General features: G+C 43.7%; 14 protein-coding genes. 7 read left to right on the top strand and 7 right to left on the bottom strand.

The genetic code is table 11. The features are described 5' to 3' along the window. Positions 1-123 precede the first annotated feature (123 nt). Genes nrfD through nrfB form a run of 3 tightly spaced genes read right to left on the bottom strand, consistent with a single transcriptional unit; the run spans position 124 to position 2375 of the window. Positions 124-1098, bottom strand: coding sequence for a cytochrome c nitrite reductase subunit NrfD (gene nrfD / locus AC3CH3_RS09320; RefSeq protein ID WP_029223547.1), 975 nt, complete (start codon positions 1096-1098; stop codon positions 124-126). 2 nt (positions 1099-1100) lie between these two features. Next, positions 1101-1787 (bottom strand): cytochrome c nitrite reductase Fe-S protein, encoded by a 687-nt coding sequence (nrfC, locus tag AC3CH3_RS09325; protein WP_488537031.1) that lies wholly within the window; start codon positions 1785-1787, stop codon positions 1101-1103. Between the two features lie 3 nt (positions 1788-1790). Beyond that, positions 1791-2375 carry a cytochrome c nitrite reductase pentaheme subunit gene (gene nrfB, locus AC3CH3_RS09330; RefSeq protein WP_010438133.1) on the bottom strand — a complete coding sequence of 195 codons (585 nt, stop codon included), beginning with the start codon at positions 2373-2375 and terminating at the stop codon, positions 1791-1793. A gap of 481 nt (positions 2376-2856) precedes the next feature. On the opposite strand from nrfB, the gene nrfA reads away from it, so the two are divergent. Further along, positions 2857-4287 carry an ammonia-forming nitrite reductase cytochrome c552 subunit gene (gene nrfA / locus AC3CH3_RS09335; RefSeq protein WP_010438130.1) on the top strand — a complete coding sequence of 477 codons (1431 nt, stop codon included), beginning with the start codon at positions 2857-2859 and terminating at the stop codon, positions 4285-4287. 145 nt (positions 4288-4432) lie between these two features. Then, a complete protein-coding gene (locus AC3CH3_RS09340) occupies positions 4433-4777 on the top strand; it encodes a rhodanese-like domain-containing protein (protein ID WP_010438127.1) in 345 nt (114 codons plus the stop codon). Between the two features lie 105 nt (positions 4778-4882). On the opposite strand, the gene AC3CH3_RS09345 is transcribed toward AC3CH3_RS09340, so the two are convergent. Continuing rightward, positions 4883-5512 carry a TPR domain-containing protein gene (locus AC3CH3_RS09345; protein WP_010438125.1) on the bottom strand — a complete coding sequence of 210 codons (630 nt, stop codon included), beginning with the start codon at positions 5510-5512 and terminating at the stop codon, positions 4883-4885. A 237-nt stretch (positions 5513-5749) separates the two neighbouring features. Then, positions 5750-8437: a DNA gyrase subunit A gene (gyrA, locus tag AC3CH3_RS09350; RefSeq protein WP_010438123.1), complete on the bottom strand. Its 2688-nt coding sequence runs from the start codon at positions 8435-8437 to the stop codon at positions 5750-5752. 258 nt (positions 8438-8695) lie between these two features. On the opposite strand from gyrA, the gene ubiG reads away from it, so the two are divergent. From ubiG to yfaE, 4 genes are all read left to right on the top strand, one after another. After that, on the top strand, positions 8696-9439 hold the full coding sequence (gene ubiG, locus AC3CH3_RS09355) for a bifunctional 2-polyprenyl-6-hydroxyphenol methylase/3-demethylubiquinol 3-O-methyltransferase UbiG (RefSeq protein WP_016769292.1): 744 nt from the start codon (positions 8696-8698) through the stop codon (positions 9437-9439). Between the two features lie 508 nt (positions 9440-9947). After that, complete coding sequence (nrdA, locus tag AC3CH3_RS09360; RefSeq protein ID WP_488537032.1) at positions 9948-12230, top strand: class 1a ribonucleoside-diphosphate reductase subunit alpha; 2283 nt, start codon at positions 9948-9950, stop codon at positions 12228-12230. A gap of 103 nt (positions 12231-12333) precedes the next feature. Further along, positions 12334-13467 carry a class Ia ribonucleoside-diphosphate reductase subunit beta gene (nrdB, locus tag AC3CH3_RS09365; protein ID WP_004733365.1) on the top strand — a complete coding sequence of 378 codons (1134 nt, stop codon included), beginning with the start codon at positions 12334-12336 and terminating at the stop codon, positions 13465-13467. After that, positions 13467-13745, top strand: coding sequence for a class I ribonucleotide reductase maintenance protein YfaE (gene yfaE / locus AC3CH3_RS09370; protein ID WP_010438115.1), 279 nt, complete (start codon positions 13467-13469; stop codon positions 13743-13745). Before nrdB ends, yfaE begins: the two co-directional genes overlap by 1 nt. Before the next feature lie 172 nt (positions 13746-13917). Here yfaE and napF read toward each other — a convergent pair whose 3' ends face one another. Next, positions 13918-14433 (bottom strand): ferredoxin-type protein NapF, encoded by a 516-nt coding sequence (gene napF, locus AC3CH3_RS09375; RefSeq protein WP_010438113.1) that lies wholly within the window; start codon positions 14431-14433, stop codon positions 13918-13920. Beyond that, positions 14433-14999 (bottom strand): molecular chaperone TorD family protein, encoded by a 567-nt coding sequence (locus tag AC3CH3_RS09380; RefSeq protein ID WP_010438111.1) that lies wholly within the window; start codon positions 14997-14999, stop codon positions 14433-14435. Before AC3CH3_RS09380 ends, napF begins: the two co-directional genes overlap by 1 nt. Positions 15000-15197: 198 nt before the next feature. On the opposite strand from AC3CH3_RS09380, the gene AC3CH3_RS09385 reads away from it, so the two are divergent. After that, positions 15198-17636, top strand: a complete 2439-nt coding sequence (locus AC3CH3_RS09385) for a DmsA/YnfE/YnfF family dimethyl sulfoxide reductase (RefSeq protein ID WP_016794678.1) — start codon at positions 15198-15200, stop codon at positions 17634-17636. Positions 17637-17647: the final 11 nt, after the last annotated feature.

Raw genomic sequence — 17647 nt, forward strand, 5'->3', positions numbered from 1 at the left:
CTCAATAAGGCTCCGCTAGAGCAGAGCCGATCTAAACACGCATCTCATGTTTATTAAGAACATGTTCATTAATAAGCAGATATTTAGTATCCAACATCTGCTCACTAATAAACTTGAGCGAAATTAAGCTATCGTTAACTGCCCTGCATAAAGGACAAAAGTTCGCAGCATTAATACACCCATTAGGCTTAGTGAAGTCACCGAGAAAATATACACCGAGCTATGGCGGATCGAGGTTGGTGTAACGGCATTCAGCAACAATGGTAGAACCATGCCAACACCGATAACGCCGTACCAGAACCAACTCGCCCAGAAACCACTGCCGATGGCGTTCCATACGGCTTGCTCACTTTGGCCACCAGCGAAGATAAGCCCAGTAAAGAAAGTAATCAGAACAAACAACTCAAACATCACTACCGGACGTTCGAACCCGTGGATCCATGAAATACTCGGGCTATGAGGTGATTCTTTAAAGACCAACACACCAAATAAAATACACGCCGCCGCTCCCGAAGATAAGCTCGAGAATAAGAACAAAATCGGCAGCACGGGGTTATTCAACAGTGGGAAGGTATTTAAAGCTGAAAGCAAGAATCCGGTATAAGCGGCAAGCATTAGAGCAAGAACAGCTAAGAATATTTCCAGAGCATTCTCAAACACTTCCAATTTGCCAATCCAGTTACCGACGAAATCGAGTCGCCCTTTTAACCATGTTTGGTCATTTAAAAATACGACGATTTGATCTCTAAATATAATGCCGATCCAAAGAAATAAGATCACCATATACACTTGGAATAAGATCACACCCATCGACATCACAGACGTTGGATTATAGAAGATCATGATCTTCCAAAAGGATAACGGTTTTGTCAGGTGGAAAACCAAGATAAGCAGACCTGAAATGATCCCAAATGGCGCAAGAAAAGCCGTGGCCTTTAGCACACCATTATGAGCAGGATCGCCTTCAATGACCTTACGTTTTAGGTAAATGGAGATCATTACGGCACCCGCCGACATCCCCGCGAGAAATAGATAGATTGCTATAATCCAGTCCCATACCACCGTACCAGACTGAAAAGCTGCGTCCCATGCACTCATAATCAAATCTCCCCTTTTTGGTGTGGCACTTTATAGAGTTTTGGTTGAGTGCCTAGATAGGCTTTATCTCTGTAAACCACCTCGGATTGAAGTACTCGGTTTATCTCACTCTTAGGGTCATTCAAATCACCGAATGTCAGCGCTTTGGTTGGGCAAGATTCGACACAAGCCGGCAACTTCCCTTGTGCTAAATTAGTGTCTCGACAGAAGTTACACTTATCTGCGGACTTGTTTTCTGGATGGAAAAAGCGCACTTGGTATGGGCAAGCCAATAGACAATAACCACAACCGACGCACTTCTCTTGATGCACATCGACAATGCCCGTTTTTTCATCTTTGTAGGCCGCGCCTGTTGGGCAAACCATCACACAAGGTGCGTTATCACAATGCTGGCAAGAGTTACGAGTAAAACGGTAATCAGCATTGGGATATTCGCCTTGGGGCTCACTCTTAATAATTTCTAAGCGCGATACACCTTCAGGTACTTTGTTTACTTCACGACATGCTTCGGTACAGGCGGTACAACCAATACAAGCGGTTTCGTCATGAATCATTCCATAACGTTTAGTGCCATCTTCTTGAACATTAGCTAGCGTCTTGCGACTTGTTACCGCCGCAGTTCCCGCTACACCTGTGGTAAAAATAACGGCACCCGCGCCTGCTAAAAAGTTTCTTCTTGAGCAACTCATAGATTACTCCTCTTCTTTCTTCTGGTTGAAGTCTGAATGGCAATCCACACACAGCTTGATGGTTTGCTTCTTATCTAAGCCCAACACCTTTGCTTCAGTCGCATGAACATCATGGCAGTTTGAACACGTTAAGTTTTGCGCGTGAACATCGTGAGTCCAACTCGCTTCGCGGAGATCATCAGGTTGGTGACAATCGATACATTGGCTATTGGCATCTAGGATTAATTTAGGGTCTAAGAAAACCTTCTCGGTTCCAGGTTGTGATTGAGCCTCACGATACTTCACCACTTTAGGTGCACCTTCACGATGATCGGGGCTAATAGAACTATGACAGTCGGTACAATTTACTTCGCGGCCAAGCAAAGCGTGTGCACTTTCACCATGTGAACCCAATACCGTTTCTTTTGAATCTTTATGGCATTGAACACACTTGTAGTCTTTGTCGCGGATTAATTCGACTTCATGTCTTGTTGATTCTCCTACTGGCGTAACAGCAGGCTCAGCAACAGCATGAATGGAATAACCATAGAGGCAGAATGCTAGAAGGGATTTAAGCATTATGACTATGGCCAATTTAATATTGCCCATTTTATCCTTTCCTTATACCGGCATTATTTAACTCTCAACTAAATAATATTCCGGTTAAACAAAAGTACCCTTAAACGATATTATTACCGCTTAAATGATATCAATTCTTATTTTGGATAAGCCACAACGCTTTCTATTGTTAGAATATACCTCTAATTGGGTAACATGAAATTTCGACAGGTTAATTTGTGAACGCAATCACCCTATTTACATCATGGTCAATTTAGGTAATTGTTTGTTATATATGATAATAATTCTCAGTTAAATTCTAATCAATCTAACTTTAAATACCACTTTAGGGTTATATAAACTTCAGCGTGATTAAGGTCACTGTCATAAATTGATCTGAGACAATCTATATCCAACACGTAACAAAATGTGTTCAGTTATGAATTAATATAAACAGGAATTCTCCAGTTCTTAATTTGAATAGCAAACTCACAACGCTTGGTATAAAAATCAGTATATTGGAGATATCACTGTGAAAAAGCATTGGATACGTAATTCGGTCACAGCACTATTAATGGTTAGCGCATCACTAGCAAGCGCGACCAGTTTTGCTGCGCCTGAACAAAAAGAAATTGGCGATCCTCGTAACGATCAGTTCGAGCAAAATCACCCAGATCAATATCATTCATGGAGACAGACGTCAGAAAGCGAAACCATTGAAGACGCACTAAAAGAAGATCCGAACATGGTTATCATGTGGGCTGGCTACGGCTTTGCAAAAGATTACAACAAGGCTCGTGGTCACTTTTATGCGATTGACGATGTACGACAAACACTTCGTACTGGCGGACCGACGGACGAAAATTCTGGCCCTATGCCAATGGCGTGTTGGAGCTGTAAGAGCCCAGATGTAGCGCGTGTTATCGAAGAGCGTGGCGAAGATGGTTACTTCGAGGGTAAATGGGCGCGTCTTGGTAACGAGATCATTAACCCTATTGGATGTTCAGACTGTCACGATACCCAAAGCGAAGGCTTCAAAAATGGTGAGCCAGCACTGAAGGTCACTCGTCCTTATGTTGAACGTGCATTTGAAGCAATTGGTAAAAAGTTTGATGAGCAAAGCCGTTTAGACCAACAAGCTTCAGTTTGTGCCCAATGTCATGTGGAATACTACTTCACCGGGCCAACCAAAGGCGTGAAATTCCCTTGGGACCAAGGTACAACCGTCGGCGATATGGAACGTTACTATGATGCGATCAACTTTAAAGATTGGACTCATAAAGTATCGAAAGCACCCATGTTGAAAGCACAGCACCCTGGTTTCGAAACATGGCGTGAAGGTATCCACGGCAAAAATAAAGTCGTCTGTGCAGACTGTCATATGCCGAAAGTGACCAAAGAAGATGGCACTGTTTATACCGACCATAAAGTGGGTAACCCATTCGACCGCTTCGAAGATACGTGTGCAAACTGTCACACTCAATCGAAAGAAACCATGCGTAACATCGTTTCAAGCCGTAAAGCACAAGTTCTGAACATGAAGCTGACTGCTGAGAAGCAAATCGTAGCCGCTCACTTTGAAGCAGGTGCGGCATGGGAAGCCGGTGCGACAGAGCAAGAGATGGAGCCTATCCTACTGGATATCCGTCACGCTCAATGGCGTTGGGACTACGCTATTGCGTCTCACGGTATTCATATGCACGCACCTGAAATCGCTCTAGAAGTACTAGGTACTGCCGTTGATCGCGCAGCGGATGCTCGAACTAAAATTGTTCGTCTACTGGCGAAGAAAGGCATCACCGATCCAATCGAAATTCCAGATATCTCGACCAAAGAAGCGGCTCAAAAAGCGCTTGGAATGGACATGGATAAGATGAACGCAGAGAAACAGCACTTCTTAGACACGGTTGTTCCTAAATGGGAAGAGCAAGCTGAAAAGCGTGAAGCCAACTACGAATACTAGTTTCTTCAAATAGACCGTTAGGTAAAAACCAGTCACACTATTGTTGTGTGGCTGGTTTTTTGTTTTAAATATTCAGTGTTGGGTTTGAAGCATTCAAATCAATACGTACTTTCCAATGACCGTTTGCTAATTCAAGGAGTCAAAAATGAAGACCTTATTTTCGCTTTTAGCATTATGCATTACACTACTCAGTTCAGGCGTTAACGCATCAGAGCGCGCAGAGACAGGGTGGGAGTTGATAGAGAAAGGTGCATTAGTCATTGATGTAAGAACACCTGCAGAGTTCGAACAAGGGCATCTAGACAACGCCATCAACTACCCTCTTTCAGAAGTAGCGACTCACTTTGCTAATATTGAGAAAGACCAACCGATCGTTTTGTATTGCCGCAGTGGTAATCGCTCAGGGCAAGCGTATCAGTTCTTGCGTGATCAAGGATTTACTCAAATCCATAACGCAGGTGGTTTAACTGAAATGATCGAAAGCCAATAGATACGGAAAATAATGATTTTAGAAATTAATCACTTTAGAGTCGAATTACTTCAAAGGTAAATAGTTTCAAAATTTATTCAGGAACAACAAGCTTATTGACCAAGCCTAGCGGATCATCTCTTTGGCTTGGTTGATCGAATGAATAATCGAAACACGATCAATGCCCTTTTGATTGGAATCGAGGATTTGAGTCCACGCATCGATCGCTTGTCGATAGCGCATACTAATGAAGTGATCGGTCGCAATCAACATTAAGGCGGTACGATCGTTTGGATCAAGCTGCATCGACTGATTTAATAGCCTCTTGACCTCATCACTCATCGCCTGGGAGCTAAGGTAATAAAGTGCAGTAGCTTTAGCAGCATAAATACCAGAAGGTGCTTGAGGATCTAATCGAATCGCATAATCGTAGCAAGTGAATGCCGCATCAAACTCCCCTTTTTGCATGTACACACCACCAAGCTTAAACCACAAATCGGATTGATTTGGGTCTTGCTCAAGGCTCTGCTGAAGCTCATCTTGGAAATCTGTTGCCGTGTAGCTATCGCTATCATCTAAAGGAAATTGAGGTAACTCTTGTTTAAGCTGAAACCAGACAAGCACACTCAAAACCACAGCGATAAGCGAAATCATCGCATTGCCTTTTAAATGACGGCCATTTTTGCTCGCGGCAATAACAAACGCGATAAAAAACAGACTCATTAATAGTAAAGCAACCAACAACCAGATATCCATTCCACATCCTTTTATTTAGCTTTATCTCCTACTCTATCGCTTTCGTTCTGCCTCGTTATTGATCAAAGTTTAGCGTTCGAGATTTAGTGCTCAAACTTTTGCATAAAAGCGACAGGTTAAGGTCTGCTCTAAGACCTAAACGAACTGATAAGAAAAATGAAATGACAGGTAATAAAAAACCGAGCACTTAGGCTCGGTTTTTTCATTGGTACTCTTAATTACTTAGTGTAATCGAGATTACTCAGTATCTTGCTCGCTATCACTCTCAGAGTCAGAAGCATCGGATGCTTGCTCTTCATTTGATTCAGAAACGACCTTTCCTTCTGCATTAACTGTTTCTGCGTTTACTGCGTCAGCATTTGCTTCTTCAGTTTCTTCGCCTTCAACAATCTCAGCTTCTTCTACTTCGTCGATACGTTGTAGACCTACAACATTCTCATCTTCAGCAGTACGGATCAGTGTTACACCTTGAGTGTTACGACCAACTTGGCTGACTTCCGCCACGCGAGTACGTACTAGTGTACCTGCGTCGGTGATCATCATCATTTCATCGCCTTCTTCAACCTGAACAGCACCAACTACTGGGCCATTACGATCAGAGACTTTGATAGATACTACACCTTGCGTTGCACGGCCTTTCGTTGGGTATTCAGCCAACTCAGTACGCTTACCGTAACCGTTTTGAGTCACAGTTAGGATATCGCCTTCATTTGAAGGAACAATCAGTGAAACCACTTGATCGTCTTCTGGAAGCTTCATACCACGAACACCAGATGCAGTACGACCCATTGGACGTACTTTGTCCTCGTTAAAGCGAACAACTTTGCCCGATTTAGAGAACAGCATGATGTCGCTATTACCATCAGTAATATCAACGCCAATCAGTGAATCATCGTCACGTAGGTTAACTGCGATTAGGCCGTTAGCACGTACGTTTGCGAATTGATCCAGTGATGTCTTCTTAACTGTACCGTCGCCTGTTGCCATGAAGATGAATTTCTCGTTAGAGAACTCAGAGACAGGCAGGATAGCCGTAATACGCTCACCTTCTTCTAGAGGAAGAATGTTAACGATAGGCTTACCACGAGCGGTGCGGCTTGCTTGAGGCAGTTGGTAAACTTTCAGGCGGTACGTCTTACCACGAGTAGAGAAACATAAGATGTTATCGTGAGTATTAGCAACAAGCAGACGCTCAATGTAATCCTCATCTTTCATCTTAGTTGCACTCTTACCTTTACCACCACGACGCTGAGCTTCGTAGTCGCTTAGAATTTGGTACTTAACATAACCTGCGTTAGAAAGCGTTACTACAACGTCTTCTTGAGCAATCAGCTCTTCCATGTCGATGTCATGAACCGCTGCTGTGATTTCTGTACGACGAGCGTCGCCATAGATTTCACGTACCGCTTCAAGTTCTTCACGGATAACTTCCATCAAACGCTCAGTGCTTGCAAGAATGTGCATTAGCTCAGCGATTTCTTCTAGAAGCGCTTTGTACTCGTCTAGAATCTTCTCATGTTCAAGGCCAGTTAAGCGATGAAGACGAAGCTCTAGAATAGCTTGTGCTTGTGTTTCCGTTAGGAAGTATTGGCCATCGCGGATGCCGTATTGGTCTTCCAACCAATCAGGACGAGCCGCATCAGTACCTGCACGTTCAAGCATTGCTGCAACGTTACCAAGTTCCCAACCGCGAGCTACTAAACCAGCTTTTGCTTCAGCAGGCGTTGGAGCGTTACGGATAAGCTCGATGATTTCGTCAATGTTAGCAAGTGCTAGAGACAATGCTTCAAGGATGTGTGCACGGTCGCGCGCTTTCTTCAGTTCAAAGATAGTACGACGAGTCACAACTTCGCGACGGTGGTCTACGAAGCACTTAAGCATGTCTTTGATGTTGAACAACTGTGGTTGACCATTGTTCAGCGCAACCATGTTGATACCGAAAGTTGTTTGCAGTTGAGTTTGTGAGTAAAGGTTGTTCAATACAACTTCACCGACAGCGTCACGCTTACATTCAATAACAATACGCATACCATCTTTATCAGATTCGTCACGTAGAGCACTGATGCCTTCAACTTTCTTATCTTTAACCAGTTCAGCAATCTTCTCGATCAGGCGAGCTTTGTTTACTTGGTAAGGAATCTCAGTAACGATAATGGTTTCTTTACCATTTTTCTCTACTTCAATATTCGCTTTTGAACGCATGTAAACTTTACCGCGGCCAGTTTTATAAGCATCTACGATGCCTTTACGACCACTGATAAGTGCTGCTGTCGGGAAGTCAGGACCAGGGATATAGTCCATTAGCTCATCAATAGTAATATCTTCATTATTGATAAATGCTAAACAGCCATCAACAACTTCACCAAGGTTATGTGGTGGGATGTTGGTAGCCATACCTACTGCGATACCAGAAGCACCGTTTACCAATAGGTTAGGAATTTTTGTAGGAAGTACTGCTGGAATTTGTTCTGTACCATCGTAGTTCGGTACGTAGTCCACAGTTTCCTTATCAAGGTCAGCCAGGAGCTCGTGAGCAATTTTCGCCATACGAACTTCGGTATAACGCATTGCAGCCGCGGAGTCGCCATCGATAGAACCAAAGTTACCTTGGCCATCAACTAGCATGTAACGCAGTGAGAACGGTTGAGCCATACGAACAATAGTATCGTATACCGCACTATCACCATGCGGGTGGTATTTACCGATTACATCACCTACTACACGAGCAGACTTTTTATATGGTTTGTTCCAATCATTACCCAGTACATTCATCGCGAACAAAACGCGTCGGTGTACAGGTTTTAGGCCATCACGCACATCTGGAAGGGCACGACCAACGATGACGGACATCGCGTAGTCTAGGTATGAACCTCTAAGCTCATCTTCAATATTTACGGGCGTGATCTCTTTCGCTAGATCGCTCATAGAGCCATTTTCCCTCTATAGTCAGATCGTATTTTTGAATACGTATAAGACCGAAAAATATAACACAAATTTACCTACGGAGGCATCACTTTCCCTCTCCTTTTACCATCTTGTGACCCTTGTAGCCAATCAATTGATGAGAAATTGCACCTCCGCATCATATCTCGCTGAAACATGGTCACTTTACACCCAATAAGTTCGCAAAATTGTAGATCTTCTGGTCAAGGCGAAAAGGCAAGTTATAATGCCTGCAATTTCATGGATGCCGTATTTAACTTGGAAATGCCGATTATGACTAAATCACAGAATGTAGACCCAGCAGAAATCAAGAAATTTGAAGACATGGCGTCACGCTGGTGGGATCTAGAAGGCGAATTTAAGCCTCTACATCAAATCAACCCACTACGCCTAAACTACGTGCTAGAAAAAACTGAAGGTTTGTTTGGTAAGAAAGTGCTCGATGTTGGTTGCGGTGGTGGCATTTTAGCGGAAAGTATGGCAATCGAAGGTGCTGTAGTGACAGGGCTAGACATGGGCAAAGAACCACTTGAAGTGGCACGCTTGCACGCACTAGAAACTGGCACCAAGCTCGATTACATCCAAAGTACCATTGAAGACCACGCAGAAGAGAATCCACAAACTTACGACGTGGTCACTTGCATGGAAATGCTAGAGCACGTGCCTGATCCACAATCAGTGATCACCGCATGTTCAAAATTGGTCAAACCGGATGGCCACGTTTTCTTCTCTACGTTGAACCGCAATTTTAAATCTTACTTGTTTGCGATTGTTGGTGCAGAGAAGCTACTAAAGATAGTTCCTGAAGGCACTCACGAGCATGACAAGTTCATTCGCCCAGCTGAACTTATCAAGATGATTGATAATACATCTCTACAAGAACTCGGCATCACTGGGCTGCACTATAATCCACTGACAGACACTTACCGATTAGGTCGCAGTGTTGAAGTCAATTACATCGTGCATACGCAAAATTTCGCTTAAAAAATATCAGCTATCCTACCGTAAAATTTTTTCTAAAAAAGACTAATGAAAAAGGTTGCAATTAACATAAGTTTGCGACTTTTTTCAGTCTAAATTTCGTGCGCTAGCTTCCATTTTGGCCACCTAGATTTAAATTTAATCGCCTAAAATCCATCGCCCATTTTGCTCAAAGATCAAGGGATTTTTTTTTATAGGCGTGCAAAAATAAAGCATCATTAAAAGTCGACTTTTATACAATCAAGTCTCATCTATCTTCATCAGTTAGTGGTCACTTACAGTTTTTTTTCAATCCACCACTTATCCACAAGCAACCCAATTTCTTTACCTTGAAAAAGTTCGGTTGTAGCACTATCTTGTAACCCAACAAACAAATGACCCCTATATGTTGTGTTTGAACTACAATATATGGGTAGACCAAGATCACAAAGCCGACACGTAATTTACAAAAATTACACAGAAATACACAAAAACACGGCCTTGTTCAGTTTTGTTAGGGAAATTAAGCAGAATGAACCAACAACTTACTGTTACCAAGCGTAACGGGCGCAAAGAAACCATCGATCTAGAGAAGATCCACCGCGTGATCACATGGGCAGCTGAAGGCTTGCACAATGTTTCTGTATCACAAGTAGAATTGAAAGCTCACATTCAGTTTTACGACGGCATCACCACGACTGACATTCATGAAACTATCATCAAGTCAGCAGCGGATTTAATCTCTGAAGAGACTCCTGATTACCAATATCTAGCAGCACGTCTGTCAGTATTCCACCTACGTAAAAAAGCGTATGGCGAATACGAGCCACCTGCGCTTTATGACCACGTTTCAAAACTGGTCGATATGGGTAAATATGACAGCCACCTAATGCAAGATTACACGAAAGCTGAGTTTGAAGAGCTAGACCAGTACATCGACCATAAGCGTGACTTAGACTTCTCTTACGCGGCAGTTAAGCAGCTTGAAGGTAAATACTTCGTGCAAAACCGTGTAACAAAAGAAATCTACGAGAGTGCTCAGTTTCTTTACATCCTAGTGGCTGCGTGTCTATTCGCTAAATACCCTAAATCGACTCGTCTTGACTACATCAAACGTTTTTACGACGCATCGTCTACGTTTAAGATTTCTCTACCTACACCGATCATGTCTGGTGTACGTACGCCTACTCGTCAATTCAGCTCTTGTGTACTGATCGAATGTGGTGACAGCCTTGATTCAATCAACGCAACAGCAAGCTCAATTGTTCGTTACGTATCTCAACGTGCTGGTATTGGTATCAACGCAGGTCGTATCCGTGCGCTGGGTTCTGAAATCCGTAATGGTGAAGCGTTCCACACTGGCTGTATCCCTTTCTACAAATACTTCCAAACAGCAGTAAAATGTTGTTCACAAGGTGGTGTTCGTGGCGGTGCGGCAACGGTATTCTACCCACTATGGCATGGTGAAGTTCAGTCTCTATTAGTACTGAAAAACAACCGCGGCGTTGAAGAGAACCGTGTTCGTCACATGGACTACGGCGTACAGCTGAACAAACTCATGTACTCTCGTCTTGTTCAAGGTGGCAACATCAGCCTGTTCTCACCTTCTGACGTACCTGGCCTTTACGATGCGTTCTTCGAAAACCAAGACCGTTTTGAAGAACTATATGTTAAGTACGAAAACGATCCTTCAGTGAAGCGTGAAACGGTTAAAGCCGTTGAGCTGTTCTCTCTGCTAATGCAAGAGCGAGCTTCTACTGGTCGTATCTACATTCAGAACGTTGACCACTGTAATACACACAGCCCGTTTGATTCTGAAGTGGCTCCTGTTCGTCAGTCGAACCTATGTCTAGAAATCGCGCTACCAACTAAGCCACTTTCTAACGTAGAAGATGACGAAGGTGAAATTGCACTATGTACGCTTTCAGCGTTTAACCTAGGCGCAATCAACGAGCTAGACGACCTTGCTGAGCTTTCTGAACTGGTTGTTCGTGCACTTGATGCATTGCTTGATTACCAAGACTACCCACTTCCAGCAGCACGCAAGTCGACAATGAACCGTCGTACTCTAGGTGTGGGTGTCATCAACTACGCATACTACCTAGCGAAAAACGGCGTGAAGTACTCTGATGGCAGCGCAAACAGTCTGACTCACCGTACTTTTGAAGCAATTCAATACCACTTGTTAAAAGCGTCTGTTGAACTGGCGAAAGAACAAGGCCGTTGCCCATCTTTCCACGAGACCAACTACGCGAAAGGCCTACTGCCAATCGATACTTACAAGAAAGATATCGACTTAGTATGTGAAGAGCCACTGCACTACGATTGGGATTCTCTACGTGAAGAGATCATGGAGCACGGTCTGCGTAACTCTACGCTAACAGCGCTTATGCCTTCTGAGACTTCGTCTCAAATCTCGAACGCAACTAACGGTATCGAGCCACCACGTGGTTACGTATCAGTGAAAGCATCGAAAGACGGCATCCTTAAGCAAGTGGTTCCTGACTTCTTAAATCTTAAAGAGAACTACGAGCTACTTTGGAACATTGGTTCGAACGATGGTTACCTGCACCTAGTGGGTATCATGCAAAAATTCGTTGACCAAGCTATCTCTGCAAACACTAACTATGATCCAAGTGTTTACGACAGCGGTAAAGTACCAATGAAGAAGCTGCTTCAAGACCTACTTACAGCGTACAAGTACGGTGTTAAGACGCTTTACTACCATAACACTCGTGATGGTGCTAAAGACGACCAAGGCGATGCAGTTCAAGTGCCGGAAGAAGATTGTGAAGGCGGCGGTTGTAAGATCTAAACCGCAATAAACATTAAGACCCCAGAGAAGAGTTATCTTCTCTGGGTTTAAAGCATTAACAGGGCCCGTTTTATTACGGGTCTTTAAAGGATTTGAGGCATTTATGGCTTACAGTACTTTTTCTCAGCAAAAAAATGACCAACTAAAAGAACCAATGTTCTTGGGTCAGTCGGTAAACGTTGCACGTTACGACCAACAAAAATTCGAAATCTTCGAAAAGTTGATCGAGAAGCAGCTTTCTTTCTTCTGGCGTCCAGAAGAAGTAGACGTATCTAGCGACCGTATCGACTACAACAAGCTTCCTGAGCATGAAAAGCACATTTTCATCTCTAACTTGAAGTACCAAACGCTTCTAGATTCTATCCAAGGCCGCAGCCCTAACGTTGCCCTACTTCCACTGGTATCTCTACCAGAAGTTGAAACTTGGATTGAGACTTGGTCTTTCTCTGAAACGATTCACTCTCGTTCTTACACACATATCATCCGTAACATCGTCAATGATCCAGGTGTAGTATTCGACGACATCGTTGAAAACGAAGAGATCCTGAAGCGTGCGAAAGACATCGCGTTTTACTACGATGATTTAATCAAGCTGACGGCTGACTACCACCGCTACGGCGAAGGCAACCACAACATTAACGGCGAAGACGTTAAGATTTCACTTCACGACCTGAAGAAGAAGCTTTACGTATGTCTAATGTCTGTAAACGCACTAGAAGCGATTCGTTTCTACGTGAGTTTTGCATGTTCATTCGCATTCGCTGAACGTGAGCTAATGGAAGGTAACGCGAAGATCATCAAGCTAATCGCTCGTGATGAAGCTCTTCACCTTACTGGTACACAGCACATGATTAACTTACTGCGTAATGGCCAAGATGACTTCGAATTCATGCAAATCGCTGAAGAGTGTAAGCAAGAGTGTTTCGACCTATTCAAAGAAGCAGCAGAGCAAGAAAAAGAGTGGGCAGAATACCTATTCAAAGATGGCTCTATGATTGGTCTGAACAAAGACATTCTTTGCCAATACGTTGAGTACATCACTAACATCCGTATGCAAGCGGTTGGTTTAGGTACTGCTTACCCAGAAGCAACGTCGAACCCAATCCCATGGATCAACGCATGGTTATCTTCAGATAACGTACAAGTTGCTCCACAAGAAGCTGAAATCAGTTCTTACCTAGTTGGTCAGATCGACAACGAAGTAAAAGCTGACGACTTTGAAGGATTCGAGCTGTAATGCCAACAATCAAAATCAACAAGCTGACTTCGATTGAATCTAACCCTTCAAACACTCTATTGGAAACAATGGAACAAGCTGGGTTAGAGCCAGAATACAACTGCCGAGATGGGCATTGTGGCGCTTGTCGTTGCACGTTGGATTCTGGGGAAGTCGAGTACGTTGGTTTTGCTATGGCTTACACGCAAGGTAATGAAATATTACCTTGTATCTGTAAAGCAAAGACTGAGCTATCGCTGAGTAACGTTATTCACAGAAACAAGCAAAAACGCGCATAAGCCAACTGGCTTTAGGTCGCTTTGTTCGAATATCGTCAATAAGAATTAAAAAGGGTCCGCTTCCTTTAGGAGTGCGGACCCTTTTCTGTTTATGTCTTTAGGTATCTGAAACAACTCGTTTATCACTCAACCAAAATCTTCCTGTTCGCTTGTGTCATACAAAACCAAACGTTTATTGCTGAGTCAGGTTAAGAGTCACAGAGCCAATATAACAAGCGCTTCGGCACTCTCCACAGCCGTTACACTTATCTTTGTCCACTGTAGGCAACTCTCCTACTTCAATGTGTATCACACCTGCTGAACACGCAGTTTGGCATGCTGAACAGTCCATTTGCATGTAATTATTGCAGCTATCAGCAAAGCTCGGCTTGAGGTCGATATAAGGCGTGACCGTTGGATGAAGTGCGCCAGTTAGGCACACTTCAGTGCATTTGTTACACATAGAACAACTGTTGTAATCCAAATTCAACAGCGCACTACCCTCTAGCGTCTCAATCACGCTATTAGGACACGCTTGCTCACACAGTCCACAACTGTCGCAAAGACGCTCAAACAGCACCTCATCGACAGCCCTAGGTGGTCTAGCATGTAAGCGCTGTGATTTCTCTTCATAACTTGCAGCAGCTTTAACTGGCTTAGAGAGTCGAGTTAAGAAACCACGCCTATTCGAATTTATTTGCTCAGACATTAGTCGATATATAACTTTTTAGTGGCAACGTTTAAATTATATTCAGATGTTAATTGATTAAGCCAATTTATTACATCACTTGATAGCTTCTTATAAAATGATAAATCTGATGCTGTATTTAATTTATCTAAATAAGTAGAAGACCAAGGTAATAAGTGACACTCAAGCAATTCACGAGCTGAATTGATATTATTATTTTCTAACAAATACGCATGAGCGAATAACATTAAACCAAATTGATCTTCTGGCTCTCTTAAACCTGTATCCAATTCAATTTGGTTTAATTCTAGAAACTGTCGATATTCCACAGTCGATGCACCAAACACCACACGGTCTTTATCTAGGTACACAGACCCCCAAGGCGGAGCTGGCATGTCTCCCACACCTTCGAACAAGCGGCTGAACTCTGCTGCGAGCGCATCTTCATCTTCACTTCTCAATGCCTGCAAGCATTCTTCAGAGAGCACTTCGCTCTCAACCAAAGCTTCAACAATGGTGACCAACTGTTCTTTACTTGTCGCTTGATAAAATAGCGAACCCAATAATTTATGCGTATCGATAATCATTATTATTTATACCGTTATAGGTTTAAAGATAATTATATAAATAAGACGATTTAATTCTTTGATCTATTTTATACATTCGATTCATAAGATTTAAATTTCGCTCTTATTTGATGCCAATCAATCAACAATCCAAAATAAAAAAATAAAGAACAAACTACCTATAAAGTACTAGCCATCAATAGCAAAAGGCATCTTAGAATGACGAATAAGAAAGAATCTGGGGTAATGAATCTTACTCGGAGAGGCTTCATGAAAGCTTCTTCTGCAGTAGGTAGTGCAGCCGCACTTGCGGGCGGTATCGCTTTACCTTTCAAATCCAAACCAGTAGCGGCTGCGGTTGCTGAGAATGTGGATGAGAAAATCGTATGGAGTGCATGTACAGTAAACTGCGGCTCTCGCTGTCCACTACGTATGCATGTACAAAACGGTGAAATCAAATACGTAGAAACAGATAACACGGGTACTGACGAATACGGTCATCACCAAGTGCGTGCATGTCTACGTGGTCGCTCTATGCGCCGCCGTGTTTACAACCCAGATCGCCTGAAATACCCAATGAAACGTGTGGGTAAACGTGGTGAAGGTAAGTTTAAGCGTATTAGCTGGGAAGAGGCTTTTGATGAAGTCGCTGGCACTATGCAACGCCTTATCAAAGATTACGGTAACGACACTATCTACCTAAACTACGGCACAGGTACGCTTGGTGGTACGGTAACTAAGTCTTGGCCACCAGCACAAACGCTGATTGCGCGTCTAATGAACCTAAGTGGTGGTTACCTAAACCATTACGGTGACTACTCAACAGCGCAAATCGCGAAAGGCTTGAGCTACACCTACGGTGGTTGGGCAAACAACAACTCTTTCTCTGACTTAGAGAACACTAAGCTTAACATCCAATTTGGTAACAATCCTGCTGAGACTCGCATGTCTGGCGGCGGTCTGATCCACCACTATGTAGAAAGCAAAAACAAATCGAACGCAAGAACGATTATCATCGACCCTCGCTACACCGATACTGCCGGTGGCCGTGAAGATCAATGGATCCCAATTCGTCCTTCTACAGATGCTGCATTGGTAGCGGGTCTTGCACACGTAATGATCACTGAAGACCTTGTCGATCAACCGTTCCTAGACAAATACTGTGTCGGTTACGACGAGAAAACTCTGCCTGCATCGGCGCCTAAAAATAGCGACTACAAATCTTACATCCTAGGTTTAGGTGAAGATGGCGTAGAGAAGACACCAGAGTGGGCTTCTAAAATCACAGGCATTCCGGTTGATACTATCGTTAAACTAGGCCGTGAAATGGGCACAGCGAAACCATGTGCCATCCACCAAGGTTGGGGCCTGCAACGTACTGCGAACGGTGAACTAGCTTGTCGTGCAATCGCGATGCTATCGTTACTCACCGGTTCTGTGGGTGTATCAGGCGGTTCAACAGGCGCTCGTGAAAGTGACATCAACATTCCGTTTGTTCGCTTCCCTACTGTGCCAAACCCAGTTGAAACGTCAATTTCAATGTTCATGTGGACTGACGCAATTCACCGTCACCACGAGATGACAGACATCACTGATGGTGTTCGCGGTGCTGAGCGCCTTAAGAACCCAATCAAGATGATCTGGAACTACGCAGGTAACTGCATCATCAACCAACACTCAGACATCAACAAGACACACGCGATTCTTCAAGATGAAAGTGCTTGTGAAATGATCGTTGTGGTTGATAACCATATGACTTCTTCTGCGAAATACGCCGACATCATCCTGCCTGACTTAACGACATCAGAGCAAGACGACTGGTGTATGGATGGTAAAGCATCGAACATGCCTTACTTCATCTACGCACAGAAAGCGATTGAGCCTCAGTTCGAAGCAAAATCTATCTACGAGATGTGTACGCAACTTGCTAAACGTATGGGCGTAGAAAAAGAGTTCACAGAAGGCCGTACTCAAGAGCAATGGATTGAGCACCTTTACGCAGAAACTCGTAAGAACGATCCAACACTGCCAACCTTCGAAGAGATGAAAGAGCTGGGTATCTACAAGCGTAGCTACGACCACCACTACATCGCTTACGAAGATTTCCGTAAAGACCCTGAAGCGAACCCGCTGACTACACCAAGTGGCAAGATCGAGATCTACTCAGAGCAACTGGCTGATATCGCGAAAACTTGGAAGCTGAAAGAAGACGAAGTGATTCATCCACTTCCGATTTACGCGGATTCTTTTGAAGGCCATAACGATCCATTAGCAGAGAAGTACCCACTTCAGCTAACCGGTTTCCACTACAAGGCTCGTACTCACTCAACTTACGGCAACGTTGCAGAGATCAAAGCGGCGGCACCTCAAGAGTTGTGGATCAACCCAATCGATGCGAAAGAGCGTGGTATTGAAAGCGGCGACATGGTGAGTATTTTCAACGACCGTGGCGAAGTCCATATTCCAGCGAAAGTGACACCAAGGATTCTTCCTCGAGTTGTCGCACTAGGCGAAGGTGCATGGTACGCACCAGATGGTCAGAAGATCGACCATGCAGGCTCTATCAACGTGCTGACTACTCAGCGCCCGAGCCCGCTTGCTAAGGGTAACCCTCAGCATACAAACCTAGTTCAAATCAAAGCGCTAAAGAAAGCATAAGGTAGGTTGGA

Source organism: Vibrio sp. QJM3NY_35, from assembly GCF_057785915.1.